Annotated in this window: 21 protein-coding genes and 2 pseudogenes; 11 read left to right on the top strand and 12 right to left on the bottom strand. The window is 61.7% G+C overall.

Features of this window, described 5'->3' with window-relative positions; all coding sequences use genetic code 11:
* Nucleotides 1–2: 2 nt before the first annotated feature.
* The 7 genes and pseudogenes from QRN25_RS08595 to QRN25_RS08565 form a co-directional block, all read right to left on the bottom strand.
* On the bottom strand, nucleotides 3–2,288 hold the full coding sequence (locus QRN25_RS08595; RefSeq protein ID WP_285018728.1) for an FdhF/YdeP family oxidoreductase: 2,286 nt from the start codon (nucleotides 2,286–2,288) through the stop codon (nucleotides 3–5).
* A gap of 124 nt (nucleotides 2,289–2,412) precedes the next feature.
* Complete coding sequence (locus QRN25_RS08590) at nucleotides 2,413–3,507, bottom strand: catalase family protein (RefSeq protein WP_285018726.1); 1,095 nt, start codon at nucleotides 3,505–3,507, stop codon at nucleotides 2,413–2,415.
* A 75-nt stretch (nucleotides 3,508–3,582) separates the two neighbouring features.
* Entirely contained in the window at nucleotides 3,583–4,101 is a 519-nt protein-coding gene (locus QRN25_RS08585) for a PRC-barrel domain containing protein (RefSeq protein ID WP_502910441.1), read from the bottom strand.
* Between the two features lie 186 nt (nucleotides 4,102–4,287).
* Entirely contained in the window at nucleotides 4,288–4,629 is a 342-nt protein-coding gene (locus QRN25_RS08580) for a hypothetical protein (protein WP_285018724.1), read from the bottom strand.
* Nucleotides 4,630–4,689: 60 nt separating this feature from the next.
* Nucleotides 4,690–5,202: a DUF1543 domain-containing protein gene (locus tag QRN25_RS08575; protein WP_285018721.1), complete on the bottom strand. Its 513-nt coding sequence runs from the start codon at nucleotides 5,200–5,202 to the stop codon at nucleotides 4,690–4,692.
* Nucleotides 5,199–6,881, bottom strand: a complete 1,683-nt coding sequence (locus QRN25_RS08570; RefSeq protein ID WP_285018719.1) for an FAD/NAD(P)-binding protein — start codon at nucleotides 6,879–6,881, stop codon at nucleotides 5,199–5,201. Before QRN25_RS08570 ends, QRN25_RS08575 begins: the two co-directional genes overlap by 4 nt.
* Before the next feature lie 294 nt (nucleotides 6,882–7,175).
* Nucleotides 7,176–7,715 (bottom strand): annotated as a pseudogene (locus QRN25_RS08565) (response regulator); the annotation flags it as partial.
* Nucleotides 7,716–7,720: 5 nt separating this feature from the next.
* Between QRN25_RS08565 and QRN25_RS08560 the strand changes: the two are divergent.
* Nucleotides 7,721–8,431, top strand: a complete 711-nt coding sequence (locus QRN25_RS08560; RefSeq protein ID WP_285018717.1) for a transglutaminase-like domain-containing protein — start codon at nucleotides 7,721–7,723, stop codon at nucleotides 8,429–8,431.
* On the opposite strand, the gene QRN25_RS08555 is transcribed toward QRN25_RS08560, so the two are convergent.
* Both QRN25_RS08555 and QRN25_RS08550 read right to left on the bottom strand, forming a co-directional pair.
* Nucleotides 8,414–8,608, bottom strand: a complete 195-nt coding sequence (locus tag QRN25_RS08555; RefSeq protein ID WP_285018714.1) for a hypothetical protein — start codon at nucleotides 8,606–8,608, stop codon at nucleotides 8,414–8,416. The two genes, QRN25_RS08560 and QRN25_RS08555, sit on opposite strands and share 18 nt — an antisense overlap.
* Nucleotides 8,605–9,354, bottom strand: a complete 750-nt coding sequence (locus QRN25_RS08550) for a Crp/Fnr family transcriptional regulator (RefSeq protein WP_285018872.1) — start codon at nucleotides 9,352–9,354, stop codon at nucleotides 8,605–8,607. The genes QRN25_RS08555 and QRN25_RS08550 overlap by 4 nt, the downstream gene beginning before the upstream one ends.
* A 188-nt stretch (nucleotides 9,355–9,542) precedes the next feature.
* Here QRN25_RS08550 and katE point away from each other — a divergent pair, with 188 nt between their 5' ends.
* From katE to QRN25_RS08510, 8 genes are read left to right on the top strand one after another with little or no spacing between them, the layout of a single operon-like run.
* Complete coding sequence (gene katE, locus QRN25_RS08545; RefSeq protein ID WP_285018711.1) at nucleotides 9,543–11,765, top strand: catalase; 2,223 nt, start codon at nucleotides 9,543–9,545, stop codon at nucleotides 11,763–11,765.
* Between the two features lie 52 nt (nucleotides 11,766–11,817).
* The gene (locus QRN25_RS08540) at nucleotides 11,818–12,948 is read left to right on the top strand and encodes a glycosyltransferase family 4 protein (protein ID WP_285018708.1); all 1,131 of its coding nucleotides are present in this window, start codon (nucleotides 11,818–11,820) and stop codon (nucleotides 12,946–12,948) included.
* Nucleotides 12,941–13,897, top strand: coding sequence for a glycosyltransferase family 2 protein (locus QRN25_RS08535; protein ID WP_285018707.1), 957 nt, complete (start codon nucleotides 12,941–12,943; stop codon nucleotides 13,895–13,897). The genes QRN25_RS08540 and QRN25_RS08535 overlap by 8 nt, the downstream gene beginning before the upstream one ends.
* Nucleotides 13,894–14,937, top strand: a complete 1,044-nt coding sequence (locus QRN25_RS08530) for a glycosyltransferase (protein ID WP_285018704.1) — start codon at nucleotides 13,894–13,896, stop codon at nucleotides 14,935–14,937. Before QRN25_RS08535 ends, QRN25_RS08530 begins: the two co-directional genes overlap by 4 nt.
* The gene (locus QRN25_RS08525; protein ID WP_285018702.1) at nucleotides 14,934–16,064 is read left to right on the top strand and encodes an acyl-CoA dehydrogenase family protein; all 1,131 of its coding nucleotides are present in this window, start codon (nucleotides 14,934–14,936) and stop codon (nucleotides 16,062–16,064) included. The genes QRN25_RS08530 and QRN25_RS08525 overlap by 4 nt, the downstream gene beginning before the upstream one ends.
* Nucleotides 16,061–16,738, top strand: coding sequence for a PIG-L deacetylase family protein (locus QRN25_RS08520; RefSeq protein ID WP_285018700.1), 678 nt, complete (start codon nucleotides 16,061–16,063; stop codon nucleotides 16,736–16,738). Before QRN25_RS08525 ends, QRN25_RS08520 begins: the two co-directional genes overlap by 4 nt.
* Complete coding sequence (locus QRN25_RS08515) at nucleotides 16,735–17,322, top strand: class I SAM-dependent DNA methyltransferase (RefSeq protein ID WP_285018697.1); 588 nt, start codon at nucleotides 16,735–16,737, stop codon at nucleotides 17,320–17,322. The genes QRN25_RS08520 and QRN25_RS08515 overlap by 4 nt, the downstream gene beginning before the upstream one ends.
* Complete coding sequence (locus QRN25_RS08510) at nucleotides 17,304–18,155, top strand: glycosyltransferase family 2 protein (protein ID WP_285018695.1); 852 nt, start codon at nucleotides 17,304–17,306, stop codon at nucleotides 18,153–18,155. Before QRN25_RS08515 ends, QRN25_RS08510 begins: the two co-directional genes overlap by 19 nt.
* A gap of 54 nt (nucleotides 18,156–18,209) precedes the next feature.
* Here QRN25_RS08510 and QRN25_RS08505 read toward each other — a convergent pair whose 3' ends face one another.
* Entirely contained in the window at nucleotides 18,210–18,389 is a 180-nt protein-coding gene (locus QRN25_RS08505) for a hypothetical protein (RefSeq protein WP_285018693.1), read from the bottom strand.
* 329 nt (nucleotides 18,390–18,718) lie between these two features.
* Between QRN25_RS08505 and QRN25_RS08500 the strand changes: the two genes are divergently transcribed.
* Nucleotides 18,719–19,084: a hypothetical protein gene (locus QRN25_RS08500; protein WP_285018691.1), complete on the top strand. Its 366-nt coding sequence runs from the start codon at nucleotides 18,719–18,721 to the stop codon at nucleotides 19,082–19,084.
* Nucleotides 19,085–19,608: 524 nt separating this feature from the next.
* Here QRN25_RS08500 and QRN25_RS08495 read toward each other — a convergent pair.
* A pseudogene (locus tag QRN25_RS08495) lies at nucleotides 19,609–20,500 on the bottom strand (IS630 family transposase).
* Between the two features lie 252 nt (nucleotides 20,501–20,752).
* On the opposite strand from QRN25_RS08495, the gene QRN25_RS08490 reads away from it, so the two are divergent.
* Nucleotides 20,753–23,254 (top strand): ATP-binding protein, encoded by a 2,502-nt coding sequence (locus tag QRN25_RS08490; RefSeq protein ID WP_285018688.1) that lies wholly within the window; start codon nucleotides 20,753–20,755, stop codon nucleotides 23,252–23,254.
* 136 nt (nucleotides 23,255–23,390) lie between these two features.
* Here the strand turns inward: QRN25_RS08490 and QRN25_RS08485 are convergent, their stop codons facing one another.
* Nucleotides 23,391–25,961: an HWE histidine kinase domain-containing protein gene (locus tag QRN25_RS08485; protein ID WP_285018685.1), complete on the bottom strand. Its 2,571-nt coding sequence runs from the start codon at nucleotides 25,959–25,961 to the stop codon at nucleotides 23,391–23,393.
* Nucleotides 25,962–26,035 lie beyond the last annotated feature (74 nt).

Below are 26,035 nucleotides of genomic sequence, written 5' to 3'. Positions count from 1 at the left end.
GTTCATGGGTTTGCAACAAGCCGCACGGGTACGCCCTTTGAGCCAGGCGTTCGCGATTGCTCGTCATGATACCATACGGGGATAAGCGAATTCATCTCGGGATAGTATGCGCCGATGCAGCCGCGCGGGAGCAGGAAGGGGGTGACGGTCAACCCGCTTACCTCCCGGTGGACCCCGTCGCCGGCATCGCCGACCAGCCCGATAACCTGACCTTGCACCAGTCCGGACTCGGCGATGTCGTCCGGGTTCATGAGCACGACGTCCCGCGTGCCCTCGATACCGCGCAGACGGTCGGAATAGCCGTAGATCGTGGTGTTGAACTGATCGTTCGACCGTAAGGTCATCAGGCGGAAACGACCGGGCGCGTCCTCAAAGCCGATCGAGCGCATGGCGGTGGGCACGCTGAATTGCGCCTTGCCGCTTTCAGTCTTCCATATCCGGTCACGCGCCGGATTGCCGCGATGAAACCCGCCCGGCGTGAAGACGCGCCGGTTAAAGTCGTGGAACTGCTCGGGATAGGTTTTCTCGATGCAATCGCGGATCTTGGCGTAGTCTCCTGTCCATTCGTCCCAGCGCACGTTGGAATTAGCTGGAAGGGTCGCCTTGGCGATGCCTGCGACGATCGCTGTTTCCGAGCGGAGATGTTCGGAGGCCGGTGTGTTCTTGCCGAGCGAGCCGTGGATGCACGAAAGCGAATCTTCCATCGTCACGGCCTGCGAACCGGTTGCCTGGACATCCTCCTCGGACCGGCCCAGGCAGGGCAGCAGGTATGCGACTTCGCCGTTCACCAGATGGCTGCGGTTGAGCTTGGTCGCAATCTGGACGGTGAGACGCAGTCTGGTCCAGGCCTCCTCCATCCGCTCGCGCTCGGGAATGGCGCGGATGAAGTTGCCGCCCAGGCCGATGAACGCCTTGAGTTCGCCGGACAGGATCTTTTGGCAGGCCTTGATGGTGTTCAGGCCCTCGTCGCGCGGTGGATCGAAGCCGAACTGCTCCGCCAGCCTGTCGAGCGGCACGAGTTCCGGCTTTTCCGAGATACCTACGGTCCGCTGACCCTGCACGTTGGAATGTCCGCGCACGGGAGAGATGCCGGTACCCTCGCGACCGACATTGCCCTTGAGCAACCACAGATTAGTGAGCGCGGCGATGTTCTGCGAGCCGTGGACATGCTGGGTCAGCCCCATGCCGAACATGGCGATCGCACGGGGCGCTTCGATGTAAATCTGGGCCGCTTCACCGAGATCTTCACGCGAAAGGCCGCTCTCGCGTTCGATGTCGTCCCAGCTAGTCGCCTCTGCGTGGGCCTTCATCTCGGCGAAGCCGTCCGTGTGCTGGGCGATGAAATCGACATCAAGGACGTGTTGATTCTCGTCCCGCCAACGGATCTCTTCCGCCGCCAGGACGTGCTTGATCAATCCCGTTATCGCCGCGATGTCGCCACCCGCCTTGACCTGCAGGTAGAGCGTGGAAATCTCGGTCTTCTTCGTCGTGAGCATTTCCAACGGGCTCTGGGGGTTCTTGAACTCCTCAAGGCCCTTCTCCCGGATCGGATTGAACGTGACAATCTTCGCGCCGCGCTTGACCGCCTTCTGCAGTGGGTGAAGGAGGCGCGGGCTGTTTGAGCCGGTGTTCTGCCCGAAGAAGAAGATCGCGTCGCACACGTCGAAATCGTCCAGGACGCAGGTGCCGACCGGAGATCCGATCACTTTCTTCAACGCAACCGAGGTCGTCTCGTGGCACATGTTGGAACTGTCGGGCAGGTTGTTATGGCCATACAGCCTGGCGAAAAGCGCATAGAGGTAACTGGTCTCCAGGCTTGCGCGGCCTGAGGCGTAGAACACCGCCGAGCCGGGATCGATCGCTTTTAACTCGCGTCCGATCGCTGCGAACGCGTCCTCCCAGGAACACGCGACATACGTGTCGCTCGCCGCTTCGTAACGCATGGGATGGGTCAGGCGGCCTTGCTGTTCGAGGTCGTAATCCTTCCATGTCCGCAGCTCGCTGACGGTATGCCCGGCGAAGAACTCGGGGGTGCAGCGATGGCTCGTCAATTCCCAGAGCGTGGCCTTGGCACCGTTCTCACAGAACTCGAACGCATGTGGCTTGGCTGGTTTTCCCCATGCGCACGAGACGCACATGAAGCCTTTGACCTTGTTTTGCCGCCTCAGTGTATCGAGGGCGCCCGGCGTCGGCCGTTCGCGCCAAGCGGTCTCGACGATGCCGCGTACAGAGCCCCACCCACCTTCGGCACCATCGTAATGGATTGTGCCGTCCTGTTCATCAATCATGGGAAATTCCAGCTATGGAGCGCGGAAAAGGATGTGGCGCGGCTTGGATTTGGTCGAAAGCGCCCAGCCCAGCGGCCATATCGCGAAGAGGCCGGCGTTGCTGAAGCGCCGGCCGATCTACCACTTACTCTGCCGCAATGTCCTGTGGCGTGCGGGGGTCGTGGATAGGACAGCCGTTGACCCGGCCGCGAAAGGCGGCCGAGCGACGGTAGGTTTCGTTGCGAGCGCGGTTGATGTTGCCCAGCGGCTGGTGCGCGGTGACCCCCCGCCAGATGTTGAAGCTCAGCGCATCGTCCTGCCGGTCGCTCGTCCCGTGCTGCCAGCTGATCTGCGGTTCGATCTCGAGCGTGGCCACCGTCAGGAACGGGCTTTCGTCTTCGCTCCATTCGACGGTCGAATCCTCGACGGGCATCTTATCGAGATCGGTGTTGAGCTGGACACGCAGTTCCCATTCGCCACCATGCTCGATCAGAGCGCGGCTGACGTCCTCTCGCAGTGCATCGGGGCGGTCGGTCACGTCGATCTTCACGCCCGTCAGCGAGGTCAGCGAAGGGGCCACCGGCACGAGGCTGAACTTCGCGATGTAGTTGCCGAACCGATACGGGGTCTGGGTATAGTAGGTCTCGCCCAGAGGGTGGACCTGCGGGGCGCCTCCCATCTGCTGGATCGTCGGCGATTCGTAGCCCACGGCGGACAGCGCGGCGTTGACGCCCTGCAGCACTGAGGAGAGCACTTTCTTGCCGCCTTCTGCGACATCCGTGGTTTTAGCCAGCAGTTTCAAGTTTTTGAGGAACGCAGCGGCATCGGGAGCGGTGAAGACGGGTCCGTTGACCATGATGAAATCCTGCGAGGTTTCGCCTTCGGATCCAGGCAACCGATCACCGGGAACATCCATGATCTTGAGCGCCAGCCCGCGCGGAAGGGCAATCGCATCGTCGAGTACATCGCCTGCATTGGTGGAGATGCGGATGACAGCGTCGAAGCTGGCAGGTTGCGAAAAAATTCCCTGGGCGAGTTCCGGGGGAAGCCCGGTGTTCACTGTCAAGCGGCCGATGGCAATGCCATGTGCCTTGGCATGAACGGCCCGGAAACCTGTCTTGTAATCCTGAGCGGTCGTTTGCTGGATGGAATCGAATTGTTCTTTGAGCCCCCGTATAGTTTCTGCCTCATCCTGCTTCACTTGCTCGACCGAAGGAGAAAAACGGATGGGATGGGTCATGGCGCGTGTTCCTGTGAGATTTTAAGTATCTAACGCTGACAACGGACAGCAAGTTTCCCGCGCCGCAGGCCCAGACTAAATAGAGGTTGGCCAGCTATCGGGAGTTATCGGCGCGATAGACTCGAACGCACGGCGAGGCATCAGCAGCACCAGCTGGTCGCACTCGAACACGACGGCGCCGCGCGGAACCGGCCGCAGCTCTTCGGCGATCCCGGCGGCCACGGCGGTCGCCACGACTACATAGCTCACCGCGCCGGACCTGCATTCCATGAGCGCCTCGACGGCTTTGCCGATAGGTGTGCCGTCGCCGTCCAGCACGGGCATGCCCGCAATTCCGGTAGCAGTGAACAAGGTGGGAGAAGGTGCCCCGCGACTGGCCGCCTTGGCGGATCGCCCACCATCTTCATACGCGCTTTGCCTTCCCAGCCAGCGCCATATGCCGACGAGATTAACGAACGTCAGAAATCCGTTGGCTGCGATCAGGCTGACTTGTCCTGAGCCAAGCCCGACGATCGTCCAGGCAACCGAACCGATGGTAAAGACCACGAAGCCCCATCCCGTCACACGGGCGCCCAGGTTGATGGCGGTCATCATGGCCGCAATCATCGTTGCGATCGGAGCCAGCCACTCTGCGATGTCGGTCAGTGTCCAGTCCTCCCTATATTGCAGACCGCATCGGGTGTTTGGGTCTTTGCTGCCACTCAACGCTTGAAAGCATGCGATCGGATGAGGTTACGGGTCAAAATCGCATTGATGCAGATTGATTTTGAGCTGATACGGTCATGTCGTTTTGGCGGCGTACCAGGCAGCGTAAGGGGTAGTCCTCGCCATATGGCGATTGAGGTCCGGCGCTCCGTCATCCCACCAGACCTGTCCCCGTTCTCCCAAAGCCTGCTTGGCCCGATCGACTGCCGCGCGCGCCTCGTCTTCGGCAACGGTGTCTTTTGACCGCCGCGCCGCCGCTATCGCACGGCGGGCCTTCATCAGTTCTGTCACCAGATGTGCTCGGCGGTCTTCGGGAAGGCGGGGATCGGACATCCGCCATAGCCGGCCGCGAACCACGAAGTAGCGGCCGTCCGGCGTGACGGGATGGTCCCGCGCGGTTGGCAGCCTGTCAGCCATAGAACGAAGTCGCAAGCCTTGTGCGTACCCTGCCGGGTTTCCGCTGCAGGATCGAATTGCTCAACTGCTTTTCCGGATGGGTATATACTGGCAGATAAAGGTGGGTTCGATGCCGGGAGAAGCCGGCGTCAAATGCACGTAAAGTCGATCGCCGACCGGCTGGTCGGTCAGGCAGAAAGCTTGTTCCGCTTCATACAGGTCGTCCTTGTGCGGATCGGCCCAGTGCCTGACCGACTTCATCGCGCGCGATTTGGCCTTGCCCTCGCTTTCAGCCACGACGAAGACATTGCGGTGTCGTTCCGCGAACTCCCCAGGCTCGTAGCCGCCGAGATTGACGAAATAGAGTTTCTCGGGCCCGGTGAACGGCTCGGAGCGCAGCGAAACGTCATGGCCATCGGCATGGGTTATCTGTGCCCAGCAATCGATGTGCAGACTTCGGGGCACGCCCCACCAGTCCCGGCGCAAAGCTGCGTAGGTCTCCTCGATCACGTCGGCGACTACGAACCGCACGTCGTGGACTTCGATGTTGGCGCCCGGAAATTCGCCGCCGATGTAGATTGCGAACAACTTCATGACAGGGCCATGCCCTTGGCATGGCTGGCTGGTTCGCCCGCAACCGCGCTTTCCCGGACAAGGGCGGCGGCCAGTTCCGCGCCCACGACCCGGCCCATCTCGCAGGAGCTGGTGATCCCCTGGATGAAGGGATGCCTGCCCATGATGAAAGGCAGGCTCAGACAGAAGAGCTGGTCGGCCGGGAGGTCGGGCGATATGGGATGAAACTCGTCGTCGATGACGATGCCCCGCGCAGGACCGCGTATCGGCTCGGCGGCCACGTCGCGCACGATGCCCTGATCGCGCAGCGATGCGAACGGGAAGTCCTTGGCTGTCAGAGCACGCTGGCCGGTAGCCTCGATGAAAACGGGGAAATGGACCGCCTTACCGTCGAGGTGCAGGACAGCGCCGCTTTCCGCCCGGTGACTGTCGATCCGGTAGTTCTCGCCCACTCGCAAGACGTCGAGCTTGCCCGCTTTGTGAAGCGCCAGCATGCGCTTGATCGATTCGTGCGGAACCGTAGCGTAATCGTCGACGAACACGGGTTTGAAGAAGCGAGAGAAGCGTTGGAAATCCGCATCATCGAGATGCGGTATGAGGCTTTGGATGACTTCGTGCATGCGCAAGATCGCGTAGCGCCACGCCACGGTGCGGCGTGCCTGGTAATCCGCCTGCGCTTGTGCCAGGTTCCGATCAGCCCACACAAATGGGTCAGTCGCCATACGCTCGGCAAAGTAGCCGTCGCAGAATTCTTCCATATCGAGCCGGTCGAGCCCTACCCGCTCTGCATAAGCGCCATCGGCTGCGGCCAGCTCCTGCTTGAATAGCCCAAAAGCTCGATCGAGAAGGTCGTCCATCTGCCCGGCAATAAGGGCTTCGATGGCTTCGTCGTTGCAGATGGCGAGCGGCTCATAGGGAATGGGAAAATAGAAGTCCGCTTCGGGAAGCAGCCCCTTGCGCGAGAGCATGGTCATATGGAAGTCGCCGGTGCCGACGCGGGGCGCGTAGATGAGCCCACCCTGCCCATCATCAACGAACGCGCCATGGCTTACCGCCAGCGCCACCGCAGCATCGATCGCGGTCAGCGACGAACCGCGAATGCCGATCCGGCAGGCGCGAATTTTCTCGATCTCGGAAGCAGGCCAAGGGCTGAGGAAGTAACCCGGCCGCACTTCCGGTTGGGCTGGCCATTGATGACCGGTTGCAAGCACGACATGGTCGAAGAGGGTCTCGAAAACACCTCCCCGCTCCGGCCGCACGACCAGGGTCATTCCATCGTTTCCGCTCGTCGCATCGATGACTTCGCACCGCGTACGCACGTTCACCTTCACACCGGCGCACGTGGCCCGCTCGAGCATCGCCTGAAGCTGATCGTAGAAGTACTCGCCGAGCAGCACGCGCGGGTAGAACGCGCGATCATCGATCTGCTCGCGATCTATGCGCAGTTCTGAAAGCCGATCGTCGCTCTGCCGGTGGAGCCAGTCGACCAGTGTCTCCTCCAGCGGCGGAATCTCAACGCTGGCGATGTTGGACAGCATAGCCGGATCGTTCCAGCCGGGCCGATACGGGGTGCCCCGTCCAACGCTCGCCTGCTTTTCAAACAAAGTGAGTTCGAATGGCGGCGACTCCTGTTGCAGCAAGGCATGCAGCGTGTAGATGGTGGTCGGGCCGGCACCGACGAACGCGACAGATCGGGTCATTTCCGCAAAATGCGCAGGACATGGGATCGGCTCCCCCGAAACGGTTTGATCCCTGTTAATGGCTGCGAACTATGCGACCGGCTCCAGGCGATGAGGCCGTGATCCGCCTAGACAGGGCAATCTCGAAAGCATGGCGTATCGCACCCACCTGATTTGCTGATCTCAGACCTTCCTACTTTGGAGGGCTCGGTCTCGCGGTTGAAGTGCGTGCGGTTCGCAAGACCAGGGGATGTCGTGCATTCCGTCCCCGATATCGGCATGCCCAAGTCAGCGGCAATAGAGAGCTCAGCGATTCTATTCGTCACCGGTAGGCAGGTCAGCAATCTGGGCCAAGAGTACATCCAGCGCGAAGGGCTTCGTGACCAGCCTCATGCAAGGCTCCAACTGGCCGTTGGCCACGACGGCGTTCTCTGCAAAGCCGGTGATGAAAATCACCTTGAGATCTGGACGGGTGACCCTTGCCGCGTCAGCGACCTGACGGCCGTTCAGCCCCCCTGGCAAGCCGACATCCGTGATAAGCAGGTCGATCGCTGCGTTTGAATCGAGCAACGTCACCGCCGTAGGTCCATCATCCGCCTCGAGCGTCACGTGGCCCATTTCCTCAAGTAGCTCACAAACGAGCATGCGGATGGTCGGCTCATCATCCACGACCAGAACGGTCCGCTTGCCTGTCTCGGGGATCGCGCATGCCACTTCGAGCGGCTCTGCGGCATCGACGTTGCCGTAGTGTCTTGGCAGATACAGACACATGGTGGTCCCCATACCGACCTCGCTGTAGGCGCGCACTTGTCCCCCTGATTGCCGCGCGAATCCGTAGATCATGGAGAGGCCCAATTCCGATGCAACATTACCATGATGCTTTCGGAAATTTTTGCACGCGCCTCACTCTGGCGAATGGGACCACCACGATTTCCTGCAACTTTCTGATGCACGACTCTGGGTTGGCCGACATCCAGCGTCCTGATGCTGTGCAGCATGAGGTGGCCGATCTGCCGCACGAAGTGCTCCAGTATCTATTGGGAAGCCGGTATTGCGAGACAGACCATCTCTCCAATATCGCCTGGGAATTGTTCGGACACATACCCGCGGGGTGGCAGCGGGTAAGGGCCATCGTCGATTTTGTTCATCGCCACCTGACGTACGGCTACGAGCACGCCCGCGCTACGCGAACGGCGTACGAAGCCTACAACGAGCGCGTCGGCGTATGCCGTGACTTCGCCCATCTGGCCGTTGCTCTATGCCGGTGCATGAACATTCCGGCACGCTATTGCAGCGGCTATCTGGGTGATATCGGTATAGAGCCGGTCGACATTCCAATGGATTTTCATGCGTGGTTCGAAGCTTATCTGGGCGGAGAATGGCACAGCTTCGACGCGCGTCATCGGGTCCCAAGGGTCGGACGGATCCTTATGGCATGTGGCCGCGATGCCGCGGATACGGCTCTGACCACGGCCTTCGGCCCGGTGCAGCTTGTCAGTTTTCGCGTGCTAACAAACGAAGTCAAAGTGGCCGGAACACAGACTTCGAAATTCCTAGCTGTCGCGGCGTGAAGCTTGCTCTTCGGCCAAGCGAGCCGCCGCAATAAGGCTTTGGCCGGTTTTTACTGCAGCATTGACCGTCATCGTGACGGCCATGCCGTTGGGGCCGTCCAGAATGACGACCCCGTTCTCGGCACTTGCAACGCCGGGATCGTCTCTCGGCTGGGGCGGGTTCGGCTGTATCGTCATGACGGGTGCTCTAGCTGAGAGGGCAGGACGGGGTCGGGATCTTCTAGGTAGAGATAGTCAGGATCAAACTGGCCACGCGCGACAAGGCGCTTGGCGTCCAGGATTTCGACGAGCGAAGAGCGGAAGATGCAGACATTCTCCTCGCGCAGCTGCCGCATGACCCTGTTCACATGGACGTTGGTCAGGCCGCATATTTCGGCGATATCGCTCTGGGTCAGCGGCAGGGCAAACCGGCGGCCATCGCTCAGCCCGGCCGAAAACAGCCGAGCGTTGGTCTCGCACAGGAAATGCGCGACCCTTCCCATCGCATCCATGCGCCCGAGGCGGAACAGCCAAGCGCGGTGGATCGCAGCATCGATGAGCGTGGAGAACCACAGTTTGCGGCCCAGTTGCGGCTGCTCCTCTATGATTGCATCGAGCTGTTCATGGCGTACGATCGCCACTGTGGCGGCAGTCATCGTTGCCACGTCATGGTCGAGTGTCTGGAGCGGGTAGGCGTGCAGATCGACAAAGTCGCCGGGCACATGGATTGCTACCAGCTGACGTAGTCCGTTGCGATCGTCGATGTACCGTGACAGAAAACCGTCAACCAGCAGAGTGCTTTCGTGCAGCGCGGTTCCCGCGCGGATGATGATCTGGCGCGCCTCCAGCGTCCTCACTTCCTTTATCGCCCCTTCGAGGCAAATGCGTTCGTTGGCGCTGAGACTTGCTCCGCGCTTATATCTGAGAAAGCGATCAGTAAACATCGATGCCTTTTCAATGCTGATGGTGTGGTCCGGCGCACACGCGCATGATCTGCTGAACTGCTGCTGGGAGGGAAGTGTTGCGCGCATCTGCGATAAATCGTCTTGACGCAGATTAATTTACGATTTTCGGAAGCAACTGCCGGTGACGTTCCGGGTTGGATGGCCAGATCAATCCCCGAGGAACGACCATGGCCAAGACCCCCAGCAAGACGCAGTCCAAGTCTCCCGAGCCGGTGACGGCAGCCGACCTGGCCGGGGTGGATATCGGCGGGGAGTCACCCCAAAAAGCGGACCCCGTTTCGGCGGATGCGGACATCGCATTTGCGTACAGCGAGCCGCAGGGCGCTGGCGGAGAGACCCGGCAGGTCGCAGGCGGCGAGGTGCCGACGATGACCACGCAACAGGGCATTCCTGTCGCCGATGACCAGAACAGTCTCAAGCAGGGCGCGCGGGGGCCCACGCTGCTGGAAGACTTTCACTTCCGCGAGAAGATGTTTCACTTCGACCACGAACGCATTCCCGAGCGCGTCGTCCATGCGCGCGGCTATGCGGCGCACGGATACTTCGAGCTTACCGACAGCCTTTCCGACGTCAGCCGCGCCGACATTTTCCAGCGCGTCGGCGAGCGGACGCCGGCTTTCGTGCGTTTTTCGACCGTGGCGGGGTCGAAAGGCTCGGTCGATCTCGCGCGCGATGTGCGGGGGTTCGCGGTCAAGCTCTACACACAGGAGGGCAACTGGGATCTGGTTGGCAACAACATCCCCGTTTTCTTCATTCAGGACGCGATGAAGTTTCCCGACCTCATCCACGCCGCCAAACCCGAACCGGACCGGGCATTTCCCCAAGCGCAGACGGCGCACGACAATTTCTGGGACTTCATCTCGCTGACGCCCGAGAGCTTCCACATGATCATGTGGGCCATGTCGGACCGCGCGATCCCGCGCTCTTTCCGCACGATGGAGGGCTTTGGCGTTCACACGTTCCGCCTCATCGACGCCGAAGGCAAATCGACGTTCGTGAAGTTCCACTGGAAGCCCAAGCAGGGTTTGCAGTCGGTAGTGTGGAACGAAGCGGTAAAGATCAACGGCGCCGATCCCGATTTTCATCGCCGCGACTTGTGGGACGCCATCAATTCGGGCGATTTCCCCGAATGGGAACTAGGCGTCCAGCTGTTCGACGATGCTTTCGCCGACAGCTTCGACTTCGACGTTCTCGACGCGACCAAGCTGATACCCGAGGAACTGGTGCCGGTCCGAGTGGTCGGCCGTCTCGTGCTGGACCGTGTGGTCGACAACTTCTTCGCGGAGACGGAGCAGGTCGCCTTCTGTACGCAAAATGTGCCGCCGGGCATCGATTTCTCAAACGATCCGCTGCTCCAGGGGCGCAATTTCTCGTACCTCGATACGCAGATCAAGCGGCTTGGCGGGCCAAACTTCACGCATATCCCCATAAACGCGCCCAAGTGCCCGATGCACCATTTCCAGCAGGACGGGCATATGGCGATGCATAACCGAAAGGGCCGGGCGAACTACGAACCAAACAGTTGGGGCCCGACCCATGGCGGCCCGCGCGAAGACCCGGTACGCGGGTTCACCAGCTTTGTGCAGGAGGCGGAAGGGCCCAAGCAGCGGGTACGTTCGGAAACTTTCGCCGACCATTACAGTCAGGCGCGTCAGTTCTTCGTGTCGCAGACGCCAATCGAACAGAAGCACATCGGCGACGCGCTGGTCTTCGAATTGTCGAAGGTGGAACGCCCTGACATCCGCTCGCGCACGGTTTCGCATTTGCTGAACATCGATGGCGGTCTGGCGCAAACCGTCGCGGACGGTCTCGGCCTGCCCTTGCCGGATGCTGCGGTAGCAGCGCGTGAGCCGCTCGTGGACCTGCCGCCGTCGGACAAGCTGAGCATTCTCAAGAACGGTCCTGACACCTTCAAGGGGCGCAAGCTCGGCATTCTTCTGAGTGACGGCGCCGATGCCGCCCTGTTCAAGGCGCTGGTGAAGGCGGTGGACAAGGAAAAGGCGGTCTATGAGGTCATCGCTCCCAAGATCGCCGGTGTGACGCTGTCAGATGGTACGACCGTTGCGGCGAAGCAGAAGATCGATGGCGGACCATCGGTCCTTTTCGATGCCGTGGCGGTCGTGGTGTCGGAAGACGGCGCGGCCCTTCTTGCGGGCGATGCCGCCGCGAAGGACTTCGTCACCGATGCGTTCGCCCATTGCAAGTTCATCGGCTTCAGCGACGAGGCGCAAGCCATCTTCGCCAAAGCCGGGATCACCGAAGATCTCGACGAAGGCTGCATGCCGCTTGCCACAGCCAAGGATACAGCCGGCTTCGTCGAGGCGTGCCGCGCATTGCGATACTGGCCCCGCGAATTGGAGGTAGACCTGGATGCACGGCCCGCAGCCTGATCCCGCGCTGTACGAGGCCGGGGACCAGGCACGATACCCAGGAGGCGGCATCATGCCGCTTCCCGTTTCGTCCAGCAACTCGCGCTCCTTGCGTATCGGCATCATTTCACATCTCAAGTATCCGATTGCCGAGCCGTTTGCCGGCGGACTGGAGATGCACACGCATCTCCTTGCCCGGGCGTTGCGGGACCGCGGCCACGATGTAACAGTCTTCGCCTCGTCCCGATCCGACGCAGCGCTCGGGCTGGAGGCGGTGTGCGACGCCACGGCACTGGACAAGGTCGGAACGGCGGAGGCACACGACGTCGCCTTCTTCAAGGAGCATCACGCCTACCTCACGCTGATGAACACCCTGCGGCATCGCGATTTCGACGTGATCCATAACAATTCCCTGCATTACCTGCCGGTGTCGCTGGCGGACACTTTACCGATGCCGATGGTGACGACATTCCACACGCCGCCGTTCTGCTGGCTGGAGAGCGGCGTGCGTATCTGCTCGGCGGCCAATCAAACTTTCGTCGCTGTCTCGCACTCCGTGGCCGGGCTGTGGGGCCATGTCGCTCCAAGCGATCAGGTCATCCTGAACGGGATCGACCTTGAGAAATTCGGTTTCAGTCCGCAGCCTGATCCCGAACCCTATCTGGTCTGGTACGGTCGGATTGTCCCCGAAAAGGGTCTGCACTTCGCCATTGAAGCCGCGCGATCGATCGGAATGCGTCTGCGCGTCGCCGGGCCGATCCTGGATCAGGCGTATTTCGACGGCATGATCAAGCCGCATCTAGGCGAGCGTGTCGTTCATGTCGGGCATCTGGATCACTTGGCGCTGGCGCGTTTCGTCGGCGGTGCAAGGGCGTTTCTTTGCACTCCGACCTGGGACGAACCATACGGTCTCGTCGTCGCCGAGGCACTCTCATGCGGGGTGCCGGTCGCGGCCTTCGCCCGCGGTGCAATCCCGGAAATTCTCGACGAGAGCTGCGGCGTACTGGCAACGCCCGATGACGTTGCATCGCTCGCGGCTGCGGTGCGAGGAGCAATCCAGCTCAGCCGCTACGATTGTCGCAGACGTGCCGAACAAACCTGCGATGCCCGGCGAATGATCGAAAGCTACGAAGAGTTGTACAATCGCCGGATCGCGATGCACGCTGAGAGCGAATTTTGCGAGGCCCCGCTCTTGCATGCTTGACGGCGACCCGACAAATCCGCTGGCTGCGGCGTGCGACTTTTGCGTGTGCGTTCCGGCTCGCGACGAGGAAGAGCGCCTTCCGGCCCTTTTTGCGGCACTTGCGGAGCAGTCGTGGCCAGCCGTCATTCGTGTGGTCGTCGCGCTCAACAATACCATCGACGCGAGCCGCACTGTCATCGCTGAGGCCCGCGCTACATTTGAGGGGCGCTTGCATGTCCATGTCGAAGACGTGACGTTTCCACCTGGCCTTGCCCATGCGGGATCTGCGCGCCGCCTGGCAATGGATACTGGGTTGTCGCTTCTGGCAGGGTCGGTGCAGGGCATTCTGGTCAGCACCGATGCCGATGCCTGTCCGCCCGCCTGCTGGCTCGAAAACATCGCTGCGGCTTTTGACCGCGGTGCCGATCTGGTTGGCGGTCGTATCGAGATCAATCAGGCCGAGAGTTTGGCACCTGACATCGCGCGCTTGCGCAATGCCTGGGACGGGTACTGGGATGCGGTACGGGCCATCGAAGACGAGCTTGATCCGGTATCATGGAACCCGCCGCCACGTCATGGCGATCATACTGGCGCATCATTGGCGATCCGCGCGCAGCTTTATCGCGAGTGCGGCGGGGTACCGCTGCTATCGACCGGAGAAGATCGCGCCCTCGTCGCCGCTGCCGTTACCCACGGTGGCCGTCTAGCCCATCCCGCGAATGTCTACACCTTCGTCTCCCCGCGCCGTAACGGGCGGGCCGAAGGCGGGATGGCCCGCGCCATGCAGGAACTTTTCGAACTGGCGGCCACGCAGGATGCCCCGACTGCACCGAGCTACGAGCAATGGCGCGAACGAGCGCTCTGGCGCCGCAGGCTGCGGTCGCAGCCAAACGGACATGCACGCATACCGCAGGAGGAAATGCTGCTTGCACCCATGCGCCGTGACATGAAACTGGAGATCGGACAGTGATCGACCGCCCGATCGGCTATTACGTTCACCATCATGGCGCAGGCCACCGCGCGCGCGCGCAAGCTATCGCCGCCGTCAGCGAACGCCGTATCGTCCTGCTCGGCACTGGCCTTGGCGAAGACGGGATCGATCTTGCCGATGATCGGCCGGCTTCGGGACTGTTCGATGGTTTTGATGGCGCCTCCTCACGCCCCGATGCGCTGCATTACGCACCGCTCGATCACGAAGGGGTGCGCAGCCGCGTCGCTCGCATCGCTGGCTGGATTGCCGAGGCGCGGCCTGCGATGATGGTCATCGATGTCTCTGCCGAAGTGGCGATGCTGGCTCGCCTCGCATCGGTACCGACGATCTGCGTGCGGCTCAGCGGAAACCGGGACGACCCAGCGCACCTTGAGGCGTTTCGCGGCGCCTCGGGGTTGTTGGCGCCGTTCCACCCTGCTTGCGAAGCCGATGCAACGCCCGAATGGGTACGGGCAAAGACGCTTTACCTGCCAGGCATAGCTCAGGCACCGGCGGAGGCAGCACCGCTGGAAAAACTTGTCCTCGTGGTCTTCGGCCAGGGCGGACCGACAGGTGATGGGGACAAACTTGCCAAGGCGGCCCGCGCGTGGCCGGGCTGGCGATGGCGCGTGATCGGCCCTGCAGCGGTGCCCGCGCAGCCACCTGGCAATCTGGAATTTGCGGGATGGGTCGCGTCACCAGAGGCCGAAATCGCGCGCGCCGCAGTGGTAATCGGTGCAGCCGGTAACGGTTTGGTCGGTGCGGTGATGGCGGCCGACCGACCTTTCGTGTGCATACCAGAGGATCGTCCCTTCGCTGAGCAGCAGGCCAATGGCCGTGGCCTTAAGGCGCTGGGCGCCGCGATCGTGCTGCCGGAATGGCCCTCTGCATGTTTTTGGGGGCGTATTCTCGATGACGTCCTGGCCATGTCCGGCGAAGGCAGGCGACGTTTGCACGATCCGATGGCTGCCGAAAAGGCGGCGCAGTGGCTGGCCCAGCACGCCTGGCGTTCCCTTTCGCTGGCGGCACCGGGGCGATGAACAGCTTAAACCCGTCACCCGGCATCGCCGCGGATCCGGTTGGATGTGCGCGAGCGATCGCCGATCGGCTGGCCGATCTCGGCGCGCGGTATGATGCCGCGCCGGTCTTTCCCCTGGAAAGCATGCGCTGTCTCGCGGCTGCGGGGCTGCCTAGGCACTTTGCGCCGGTCACGAGCGGCGGCACGGTCTTTGCGGATACGCGGGAGCGATATCGCGCCCTTATGGATGTCCTGCGCATCGTCGGGCGGGCCGACCTTAGTGTCGGGCGTTTGTTCGAAGGGCATGTGAACGCGCTCTTGCTGTTCGAGTGGTACGGAACGCCGGAGCAGAACCAGCAGCTTGAGTGCGTGCTCGATGCCGGAGACTTCTATGGCGTTTGGGCCACGGAACCGGCACCGGGTGTCTCGATCGAACTGGCAGACGGCGATCAGATGAGTCTGGAGGGGGTAAAGAGCTTCGCGAGCGGCGCAGGTGGGCTCGCGCATGCGATCATCACCGCGAGGCTGCCCGAGGGAGGCCGGCGAATGGTCGTCGTGGAAGGCGACGAAGCGGATCGTGCCGACCTCTCCGGCTGGCGCGTGCGCGGCATGCGAGCGACCAATAGCGGGATATATGACCTTACGGGATTACGATTAAAGGATGCCGACTTGCTTGGCCGTCCCGGCGACTACGATTGCGAGCCGCGCTTCACGACCGGAGCCTGGCGCTTCGCCGCCGTGCAGCTTGGCGGCATCGAGGCGCTGCTGACCGAGATCCGGCAGACCATGTCGGACGCAGCTCGTTCTGATCCCTTGCAACGCGCCAAGTTTGCCGATTGCGTCGTCGCCGCGCGTACCGCTTATCTATGGGTCCGCGAGTGCGCGATGCGCGCCGCGAGTGACGACGTAGATGGGCCCGCCTTCGCGCGCCTGACGCGCGGCGTTGTTGAGCGCGCAGGGCTGGATGTCATGGAGCTGGCCGCACGAATCGTTGGAACGCGAAGTGCCATGGACGGCCAGCGTATCGACAAGATCACCCGAGACCTGTCGCTTTACCTGCGTCAGGCCGGGCCCGACTATGCCCGCGATCAGGCAGCGTTGACGTGGCTTGATCACGATGCTTGGGGTAACGGGGATCTGCTGTGGTGACGACCGGCCTGACCGACCGTCCGTGGCGGGCGCTTCGCTGGCTGGTGCTGGCACCGCATGCTGACGATGAGACGCTCGGGACCGGTGCTCTTATCGCGCAGGCGGCAGCGGCCGGGCGCTTCGCCGGTCTGGTCTATATCACTGACGGTTCGGGCTCGCATGCAGCGGCGGCGGGGGGCGCGCGGCGGCTGATCGCGACCCGAAGGCGCGAGGGGGCCTGTGCGCTGTCTCGGCTTACGGGCACCCGACGGTATCGCCCGTTCCACCTGGGGTGGAAGGACGCGGCTCCCCTTGATCCTGGCAGTCCAAAATTCGACCGTTCGGTCCTGACCCTGACATCGCTCTGCATGCGGCTTCGGGTCGATGCAATCGCTGTTACCGCCCGGCATGAACCCCATTGCGACCACGCCGCGGCGGCTGAACTTGCCTACGTGGTCAAGGGCAGGGCAAAGCGTTGCATCGTCGTGGCCGAGTATTGCGTCTGGGCGGACAGGCCCGACCAGCGCCGATACCGGGCGATCCGCTCCGGCGCCATCTCGCTTGGCCTGCGGCGGTACGCGCTGCAGGCTCATCGCAGTCAACTGACCGCATCCCATGGTCCCGGCTTTCGTTTGCCTAAAGCCATGCACCGCATGGCTGCGCGCGACATCTTATTCGTGGAGAGGCGCAAATGAGCGGGCATTCCTCCAGCCTGACTCCGGAATATTTTGAAAGCATGTTCCAGGGCACGCAAGATCCATGGAACTTAGAAACGAGCGCGTATGAAAAGGCCAAGCACGATCATACCGTGCGTGCGCTGAGCGGTGGGAACTATCGCCGGGCCCTTGAAGTGGGCTGCGCCAGGGGAATGCTCACCAGCCTTCTTGCTCCGGCAGTTAGTTCGCTGCTGGCAATCGATGTCAGCGGCACGGCGCTTCGCGCGGCGCGAAAGCGGTGTGCTTCTAACCCCCATGTGATGTTTGCCAATATGCAGTTCCCGGCGCGGACGCCCGAGGTCGCCTTCGATCTCGTCGTCCTATCGGAAGTCGTCTATTACTGGGACGACGCGGATATCAAGGCGGCCGCTGTGTGGCTCGCGGACCATTTGCTGCTTGGCGGAACCATCATCCTGGTCCACTGGCTGGGCGAAACCGATTATCCGCAAAGCGGGGACGATGCGGTGGGCAAGTTGCAGATTGCCCTGGCGGAGCGTGTGCGTATCGACGTTACCGAGCGCTGCGACCAATATCGGCTTGATGTATGGCGCAGAACGCCATGAGTACCAGCGTGCTGACGATCGTACGCAATCGTGCCGGGCACCTGGCTCAGCTTGTCGAAGGGTTGCGACGCAGCTATGTGCCGCCTCACGAACTCATCGTAGTTGATATGGGCAGCGCAGTGCCGGTCAGGGTCGAGGACACCGCGTTCCCTTGCCGGATCGACCGGCTGGATTGCGAGGGTCTTCCTCTTGCAGCAGCGCGCAATGCGGCGGCGCGTGCGGCAACGAGCGACACCTTGCTGTTTCTCGACGTGGATTGCATTCCCATGCGTGGCCTGATCGCGGCCATGACTGACGTGCTGGCGAACGAGGATGGACTGGTCTGTGCGCAGGTTCGTTACTTGGGGCGGGATGACGCGAGATCGGACTGGGAAGAGGCTGACCTGCTTGCCCGCTCGTCCGGTCATCCGGCACGCCGTTTTCCCGCATCAGGGCTGCGCCGGATCGAGAACGCGGGTCTTTTCTGGTCTCTCGTATTTGGAATCAGCCGCGAGCGATACACCAGCCTTGGCGGGTTCGATGAGGCTTTCACCGGCTACGGCGCTGAGGATACCGATTTTGGATTTCGGGCGAAGACGGCACACGTGCCGTTATTATTCATGGGCGGACCCGGCGCCTTTCATCAGCATCACGATGTTTTCGAGCCTCCGCTGCAGCATTTCAACGATATTTTGCGCAACGCACGCACGTTTCACGATAAATGGGGAACATGGCCGATGGACGGGTGGCTCAGCACCTTCGCGCAATCCGGTCTTGTCGAATGGGATGACCGGAGTCTGATAAAACTGCGTGACCCGACCCGCAAAGAAATTGCCGACGCGCTGGTTGATTAAAGATGTAATATGACATCAGCTTTGAAAAACCCCGCCGAAGCGGGGTCAATCGTTTTACTTCTTGCCGGTTCCCGGCTCCGAAGTCTTCGGTGCCTTGCCGTCTTCGACCCGGCCTTCGTTGCGAAGATCCCGCCCCTCCTGAGCCTTCTTCTGGCTCTCGGGCGACTTGCCATGCTCGTTAACTTCCTCCTTCACGTAGCCGGCGGCTTCCTTGGCTTTGCCTTCAATGCTCATGATAATCTCCTCGTGCAGTCAGTTCGACAGACTGCCGCACACACTAAGCGCACAGCGACGCATTTAAGTTCCGATCTGATTGTCGGATCCGCGGCACGTCGAGCGGCATCGCCCGGTCATCAAAGAGAGCGCGCAAATGCATCGATCTGCGTTGCGTCTTGCGAAGATTGTCGCGCCCCGCGGTGACTACTTGGCCTGGTCGCTTGGCGGCATATCAATTGAAAGGACAATGCAACCAAAACTTCGCGCATAGCCTCCGGATCTGCTTGCAGATGGTAAGGAACAATCGCGCAGCAGGAACGACCCCGCCGGTCGAAAGTTAATGGTGCATGAAGATGACAACGACCCTAACGGCAGCCGCTGCTCTGGCATGCATGATCGCGGCTTGCGATGGCCCCAAAGAGAAAGCGGGTGCCGCCAAGGACGAAGCGGCCGCAAAGGCCGCAGGCGTATCATATGACGGGAACGGTCGTGCCGAACGCGCGGGTGAAGCTGCGGACCGCGTAGACCGAGCAGCGGTCAAGGCCCGCGATTCCGAGGCTGCTGCCCTTAAGGATCGAGGCAAAGCCATTCGTGCGCAAGCTGATGCTGAAGCCGAGAAGCTTGAGCAAGAAGCAGAGGCTCTGCGCGATCAGGCAAGAACCAAGGCGGACGCGCTCGCGCGGCAAGCAAAGACGCTCGAGCAGAAAAACTGATAGTCGGTTTTTGCGGGCCAGGATTTCAGACAGAGGGCCGATCACTCACCTCTGCGCTCGACCCGAGACGTTCCAAAATCAGCCAGTCCCTGGGGATCTTCGATCGGGAAGCGGCTGCCGCTTGAGAGGGTATTGGTACTGCATCGAGGATGTATGGCGCGAAGCGATCAACCCTTTCAGCCGGAGATAGATGGGGCTTATCCGAATGGCGGCTTGGGACCTGCTCATTGCGGTTGTTTGTCATTTCAGGCGACTTTCATCGCGCATTCGCGGAGGCGCGCATGGAACATTCGCGACAGTCTGCTTCGGATAGCCATCACGCTTTCTTCAGGCGTTAATCCGTAGTAATTACAGCATTCGGTCGATGCAGTCTTCCTGAACGCGTCTCTGTGAAAACGTCCGGGCTGCAACTGCCCGTTCAGCAGATCAAACTTGAAGTCACTGCGAATCTCGATCGTTTGCACAACCGGCGGCAGTCGAGCGATTCTGCCCGCAGAACGCCGCGTTATACCAAGGTGCATTGATCAGAACCCATGGGCCCATTGGCGCAGTCCGAGGGACATGATGCGCCAGGGCTGTTCGACGAGCTTGTTCCAGGCGAAGCAGCAGTGGTCGACGATGTCATCGTAGGATTGGAAGATGCGGTTCTACAGCCAGTTGTCGCGCATGAACTGTCAGACGTTCTCGCTGTTGCAGCGGGGAATGACGATGCCGGCGGCTTTACCTTCGGCGGGACAGATCGCGCCGAACAGCCATGCCGAGGAGCGCCGCTGATCCTTGGGTGCCGAGGGCCGCGTGCCGCGCTTCGCCCAGCGCCGGGTGAGCTTGGTTTGCTGACCGATGCGAGCCTCGTCCTGCCACCACAGCTCTATCGGCGTTCCTCGCGGCAGGCGCCGCCTGATCTGCGCCAGGCGGGCAGCGAAGCTTTTTGAAATCGGCAATGTCATCGCCCTTCTGCCCCCGATTGCGGGGCCGCGCCGAGAGCTTGCGGTAGCCCATCGCGCGAAGCTCACGCCCGAGGGTATGGCGCATGACCGAGAGCGCGAACTCGTCCCAGATCCACTGGGTCAGATCGGCAAGCCGCCAGCGCGCCACGCCATGCGCCGCGGGGATTGGCCCTGCCTCGACTATCGCCGCAAGCCGCGCGCGCTGCTCGTCATTGAGGATCGCGGCCCGGCCCGGCGCCTTGCGCGTCGTCAGACCATCGGGGCCGCATTCGTTGAACCGCAGGACCCAGTCGCGCACGATTTGCAGCGTGACGCCGGCAACCTTCGCCGCTTCGCTCCGGCTCCCGCCGTCCAGGATCAGAGCCACCGCCAACAGCGGCCGGAAATGATCCGCATCATCGCTTCGTCGCGCAAACTGGCGCAAATCCGCCAATGTGTATTCAGACCGAACCCCAATCGCTGCCGCCATCGCAAGCCTCCACGTGCCTGCTACGTCGAATCAGATTTTCACGAGGTTGGGATTCCCCCGCGTGAGTCAGCCTCAACGCCCCTTGGTATTAGTCAGTCACCATTGGCTCGATCCCGGCGCTTGCCGCTGGGGCGTCATCTGCTGGAATAGAGATTTCCTTGCACGCGGCGCTTCGGCTATGGCAGCCCGATAATCAGGCTCGCGAGCCCTTGTCATATCGGCAGTGGAGTGCGGCTTCCAGGGTCTTGCAACATGTCCACCGTGCCGATCGTAGATAACCATCTCGTTGCAAGCGATTTTCCCTTTCCCGCGGACAGCAGCAAATGCGCCGATCTCATCGCTCGCAAGGACTGGTCGGCAACACCCCTCGGTCCGATAGAGCGATGGCCGCAATGCCTGACCAGCGCCCTGTCCATCATTCTGTGCTCGCGGGTTCCCATGGTCATACTGTGGGGTGCGGCGGGCGTCATGCTCTACAACGATGCCTATTCAGATTTCGCAGGCGGGCGCCACCCTGATAGCCTTGGCTCCAATGTGCGTGAGAGCTGGCCGGAAATTGCGGAGTTCAACGATGCCGTCCTGAAAGCGGGCGTCACAGGCAAGTGCCTGCGCTACCGCGATCAGGAAATGACCCTGCTGCGCAGCGGAGCCCCGGAACGGGTCTGGATGGACCTGGACTACTCTCCGATCCTCGGCGTTTCTGGCGTGCCGGAGGGTGTCATCTGCATCCTTACGGAGACCACCCAGCGCGTGGAGGCGCAACGGCGCAGTGCCTTTCTCCTTTCGCTGTCAGATGATCTTCGTCCCCTGAAAACGCCGGCCGAGATCACCAATCTAGCCGCCCTGCGCATTGGCGAACTGCTCGACGCCAGCCGGGTGTTCTACGCCGAGATCACCAGCAGCGGCATGATGACGGTGGAGCGCGATTATGCGCGGAGCGTCGGTTCCATTGCCGGTGTTCATTCGCTCGCTTCGTTCGGACCCGACCTGCTGGCCGCCTACCGCAGCGGCGCTCCGGTCGTGGTACGCGACGTTCCCGGCGACGAGCGCCTGAGCGCGCCTGCCCGGGCCGGGCTGACGGCCCGGGAAGTCGGCGCTTTTATCGACGTTGTTCTGTTCGAGGAAGAACAGTGGGTCGGCCTGCTTGCTGTGCAGAATGCCTCGCCCAAGGTCTGGAGCGAGGCGGAGGAAACACTCGTCCAGGAAGTGGGCGTACGAGTAAAGGCGGCCATCGAGCGAGTCCGCGCCGAACGCGACCGACTGTGGGACCTCTCGCAGGACCTTCTCGCGCGAGCCGATTTTGCGGGCATGATGTCGGCGATCAATCCTGCCTGGACCCGCGCACTTGGCTGGAGCGAAAATGAGCTTCTCACGCGCGGCTATGCCAGCATAATGCATCCCGACGACGTGGCGCATTCCCTCGGCGCCATTGCCAGAATGGCGCAGTCGCGCGAGCCTGCACGCTTCGAAAATCGTATCGCGACGCAGGACGGCATCTGGCGAAGCATCGAATGGACGACCGCCCCCGAACCGGATGGCATCAACTTCGTGGCGGTAGGCCGCGATCTGACCGATGCCAAGGCACAGGAGGCGGAGCTGGAGGCAGCACAGGAAGCCTTGCGCCACAGCCAGAAAATGGAGGCCATAGGCCAATTGACGGGCGGAATTGCGCACGACTTCAACAATATGCTTACCGGCATCATCGGCAGCCTCGATCTTGTTCAACGCAACATCGCGGCCGGACGACCGGAGCGTGTGGATCGCTACATTGCGGCCGGTAACGCGTCCGCGCAGCGGGCTGCCGCTCTTACCGCCCGTCTGCTGGCATTCGGCAGGCGCCAGTCCCTTGATTTGCGGACCACCGACGTCAATGCCCTTGTAACCGGCATGTGCGAACTTCTGGACCGTACGCTTGGCGAGCAGACGGTCCTGGAAACGCATCTAGGGATCAGCCTGTGGACAGCGGCGACCGATATCAACCAGCTTGAGAGCGCGCTGCTCAACTTGTGCATCAACGCCAGGGATGCGATGCCGGACGGTGGCAGGCTCATCGTCGAGACCGATAACATCGAGCTCGATCAGTTTTACACCCGCGATTACCCAGACCTTGTGCCTGGCGAGTACGTGGTCCTGAGCGTCAGTGATACCGGCACCGGCATGGACGCTTCGACGCTTGATAAAGTCTTTGAGCCATTCTTCACGACGAAACCCGTGGGACAGGGCACGGGCCTCGGGCTTTCGATGATCTACGGGTTCGCCCGCCAGGCTGGCGGACATGTGCGCATTTACAGCGAGCCGGGCGTCGGAACGACGGTGAAACTCTTCATGCCCCGTGCCTATGGCGCCGTGGAAACGGCTGAACAGAGCACACCACAGCTCGCCCAGGGCCTGGGGGAAACCGTGATGGTGGTCGAGGATGATCCATCGGTTCGCCTCATCATCACAGAAGTGCTTCAGGAATTGGGCTACGAGGCGATTGAGGCCGCCGATGCTCAAGCGGCCATTCCCGTCCTGCAATCGACCGAACGGATCGATCTGCTGGTGACGGATGTGGGATTGCCCGGCCTCAATGGCCGTCAGCTCGCGGAAATCGCGCGCGAAACCAGACCCGATCTCAGGGTGCTTTTCATCACGGGTTATACGCAGGCAGCCTCGGCCCGATCAGGTTTCCTGCCTGCCGGCATGGAGATGCTGACCAAGCCATTCTCAGCGGATTTGCTGGCGACGAAAATCAGGGAGATCATCGAGCGGTGAAAGCTTATGATGGCCCGGCTAGCCAGCGCGATTGCCTATCGAACTGGCAAACTGAAATGCATGGTTCCTTGAACTTATCTGCCGCACCTGAGAAATCGACGTTTGCGGCGGGGCGCTATGCGCGCCTGGCAAACGGTCAACTCATAGGTTCCAGGCCGAGCAGTTCCTCGGCCGCTCGCGCGAGATTATGGGCGGTGTAGGGCTTTTGAACCACCATCCTCGCCCTGTGCTCATCGGGAAGCTTCGCCTGCTCCCCGTAACCCGACGCGAAGAAGAAGGGCACGCCCATTTCCAGCAACCGGTCCGCGACCGGGAAGCTCGTCTGGTCACCAAGGTTGATGTCGAGGACTGCAAAGTCCGGGGCGTAGCCATCGAGCGCGTCATGGGCAGCTTCGACCGTCGATACCGCGGTGAGTTCGGCACCAAGCCGGGTCAGGATATCTTCCGCATCGAGGGCGATGATCAGGCTGTCCTCGACGAGCATTACCGACCGTCCGGACAGCAGGTCCGCCGGCGGCGCATTCTGTGCGTGATGCGGGGGTGCCGGAAGCTTCACGTACGGCCCCTGATGATTGCGCGGCACGGACACGTGGCGCGCCGGAATGCGGAACCTTGCCCGTACGCCCGCAGGATCGTAATGGATTTCAGAGGAGCCCCCCAAGTCATATGGCACCGAACGATCGACGATCGTGGTACCAAAACCCTTGCGTGTAGGCGGCGTTACCGGCGGGCCGCCTGCTTCTTGCCAAGTGAGGACGAGGTCATTGGCATCATTGCGATCCCAGGCGATGCGTACTTCGCCGTCGCCCGACAAGCTGCCGTATTTTGTCGAGTTCGTGACCAGTTCGTGGATGACGAGCGCCATCGTCGAGTAGGCTTGCGGATTGAGCAGCAGCGGCGGGCCTTCGGAGAAGATCGATGTTTCCTTGTCGGCGGCAAATGCGGCAGCCTCCGCATCGATGAGCGCCTGCAATGGAGCGGGTCCCCAGTGATCGTCCGTGATCTGATTGTGTGCGCGGGCAAGCGCATGGATGCGTCCATCAACCACCTTCACGAAATCGCGCACCGCATCCTCGTCGGGCTGCGATTGGCGGATCAGGCCGCGAATGACGCCAAGGATGTTGCGAACACGGTGGTTGAGTTCCGCGATCAACAGCTCCTGGCGCGCATTGGCTTGATGCCGCTGCGCCGCGGCCTCGTCCGCAAGACGCAGGACGACTTCAATGAGCGTTGCCCGCAGTGTTTCTGCCACCCGCATTTCGGACGAGGTAAACGGCCGCGAGCGGCCCTCCACGTTCTCACGCCACTCGGCAAAGCTTTCGCGCGGCGTCAGGCGCGAGCCATTGGGCCCATAGACGATGGGCTTGTGCGGGTCGCCGGCCCAACGCACCGATTCCCGCATCTCTGAGCGGAACAGCACGACATAGTCGCGCGGCGAGCGTGAAATCGGAATGGCAAGCAGCCCCGAAGCTTGGGGAGCGAATGCGGCAGCCTTGTCGACTAACGATCCGATGTGATCCGTCGCAAAGACCTTGCCTGCCGCTGTCCCGTTCAGGGCCCGGACAATGCGACGGAAATCATCGGTCGGGGGCGTCACACCGGAGAAAGCATAGCTGCCGTTTACCCACACCCCGACACCATCGGCCGGGATCGCGCTGGTCAGGATGTCGGCCAGCCAATCGGGGTCGTTGAGCAGGGTCTCATCTGACGCGACGGCACCCAAAAGCTGGTCCGAGATATCGCGCGCGCGGCGCTCGTACTCGACGAGTTCACGCCGCTCGCGGCTCTCCAGCCGCATCGAGAACATCTGGGCGAAGAGTTCGCTGACCGAACGGCGCTCGAAGGTAGGCGCGCGCGGAGAATAATGATGGCAGGCGAACAAGCCCCACAGCTCGCCATCGACCAGGATGGATATCGAAAGAGAGGCCTCGACGCCCATGTTCTTGAGGTATTCGATATGAATTGGCGAAACAGAGCGCAGCACGGACAGCGAAAGATCGAGTGGCTTGCGGTGCTCGTCGAGCGCGGGCACAATTGCGACGGTCACGCAGCTTACATCCCGGATGACCCGGATGAGGTTGCGCTTGTAGAGGGCTCTGGCCTGGCGGGGAATATCGCTCGCCGGGTAATGCAGCCCTCTGAAGGAGCCAATGCCCGACTTGCAGGCTTCGGCGACAACCTCGCCCGCACCGTCGGGTGCAAACTTGTAGACCATGACTCGGTCATAGCCGAGCAGCGCGCGAATTTGGCGGGCACCTTCCTTGTAGAAGGCCGGCAGGTCCGGCTGGTTATCGAGCCTTGTCATCATCGAGCGGACCGCGCCCGATGCATCGCCATTGCTGTGAGCGCCCGGCTCGGCTTCGATTATGATCTGGCCGCCCGAGTTGTGGATCGCGATGTCGAAGGGAGGGCCGTTCTCGCTGATCTGGCACCCGAACATGCGTTCGACCGTATCCGGGGAAATCAGATAGGCGACCCTGTTGCGCAAGTCATGGACGAGCTTGGGCGGAAGGAGTTGAGTCAGCGGCGTTCCGATGGCCGCTTGGGCATCGAACGGCAGGAACTCGCCAAGATTTGCCGAGACGCGCGCGATGATCCAGTCGGTGCTGACCGCAATGAGGAATCCGACTGGTTGGATCGCTCCCAAGAGGTGAATCGGCTCCCGGTCGCAGTTCGTCAGGTCGACATGAAATTCCGCGTCAGCCACATTTTCCCCAATCAGTAAGGCCGCTACGCCGAAAATCTACCGTTCAACAAACCTGAGTGCGGGCGGTTCCCGCC

It is taken from the genome of Novosphingobium sp. fls2-241-R2A-195 (assembly GCF_030209485.1).
In the GTDB taxonomy this organism is placed as follows: Bacteria; Pseudomonadota; Alphaproteobacteria; order Sphingomonadales; family Sphingomonadaceae; genus Novosphingobium; species Novosphingobium resinovorum.
Note: the sequence above shows the minus strand (reverse complement) of the source record. Positions and strands in the feature narration are given on the sequence as shown.

What these genes read in the sequence shown, in the direction of transcription:
- QRN25_RS08595 (WP_285018728.1), bottom strand. Translation starts at nt 2,288, where the DNA reads ATGATTGATGAACAGGACGGCACAATCCATTACGATGGTGCCGAAGGT.
- QRN25_RS08590 (WP_285018726.1), bottom strand. Translation starts at nt 3,507, where the DNA reads ATGACCCATCCCATCCGTTTTTCTCCTTCGGTCGAGCAAGTGAAGCAG.
- QRN25_RS08585 (WP_502910441.1), bottom strand. Translation starts at nt 4,101, where the DNA reads ATGATGACCGCCATCAACCTGGGCGCCCGTGTGACGGGATGGGGCTTC.
- QRN25_RS08580 (WP_285018724.1), bottom strand. Translation starts at nt 4,629, where the DNA reads ATGGCTGACAGGCTGCCAACCGCGCGGGACCATCCCGTCACGCCGGAC.
- QRN25_RS08575 (WP_285018721.1), bottom strand. Translation starts at nt 5,202, where the DNA reads ATGAAGTTGTTCGCAATCTACATCGGCGGCGAATTTCCGGGCGCCAAC.
- QRN25_RS08570 (WP_285018719.1), bottom strand. Translation starts at nt 6,881, where the DNA reads ATGACCCGATCTGTCGCGTTCGTCGGTGCCGGCCCGACCACCATCTAC.
- QRN25_RS08560 (WP_285018717.1), top strand. Translation starts at nt 7,721, where the DNA reads ATGCAACATTACCATGATGCTTTCGGAAATTTTTGCACGCGCCTCACT.
- QRN25_RS08555 (WP_285018714.1), bottom strand. Translation starts at nt 8,608, where the DNA reads ATGACGATACAGCCGAACCCGCCCCAGCCGAGAGACGATCCCGGCGTT.
- QRN25_RS08550 (WP_285018872.1), bottom strand. Translation starts at nt 9,354, where the DNA reads ATGTTTACTGATCGCTTTCTCAGATATAAGCGCGGAGCAAGTCTCAGC.
- katE (WP_285018711.1), top strand. Translation starts at nt 9,543, where the DNA reads ATGGCCAAGACCCCCAGCAAGACGCAGTCCAAGTCTCCCGAGCCGGTG.
- QRN25_RS08540 (WP_285018708.1), top strand. Translation starts at nt 11,818, where the DNA reads ATGCCGCTTCCCGTTTCGTCCAGCAACTCGCGCTCCTTGCGTATCGGC.
- QRN25_RS08535 (WP_285018707.1), top strand. Translation starts at nt 12,941, where the DNA reads ATGCTTGACGGCGACCCGACAAATCCGCTGGCTGCGGCGTGCGACTTT.
- QRN25_RS08525 (WP_285018702.1), top strand. Translation starts at nt 14,934, where the DNA reads ATGAACAGCTTAAACCCGTCACCCGGCATCGCCGCGGATCCGGTTGGA.
- QRN25_RS08515 (WP_285018697.1), top strand. Translation starts at nt 16,735, where the DNA reads ATGAGCGGGCATTCCTCCAGCCTGACTCCGGAATATTTTGAAAGCATG.
- QRN25_RS08510 (WP_285018695.1), top strand. Translation starts at nt 17,304, where the DNA reads ATGGCGCAGAACGCCATGAGTACCAGCGTGCTGACGATCGTACGCAAT.
- QRN25_RS08505 (WP_285018693.1), bottom strand. Translation starts at nt 18,389, where the DNA reads ATGAGCATTGAAGGCAAAGCCAAGGAAGCCGCCGGCTACGTGAAGGAG.
- QRN25_RS08500 (WP_285018691.1), top strand. Translation starts at nt 18,719, where the DNA reads ATGAAGATGACAACGACCCTAACGGCAGCCGCTGCTCTGGCATGCATG.
- QRN25_RS08490 (WP_285018688.1), top strand. Translation starts at nt 20,753, where the DNA reads ATGTCCACCGTGCCGATCGTAGATAACCATCTCGTTGCAAGCGATTTT.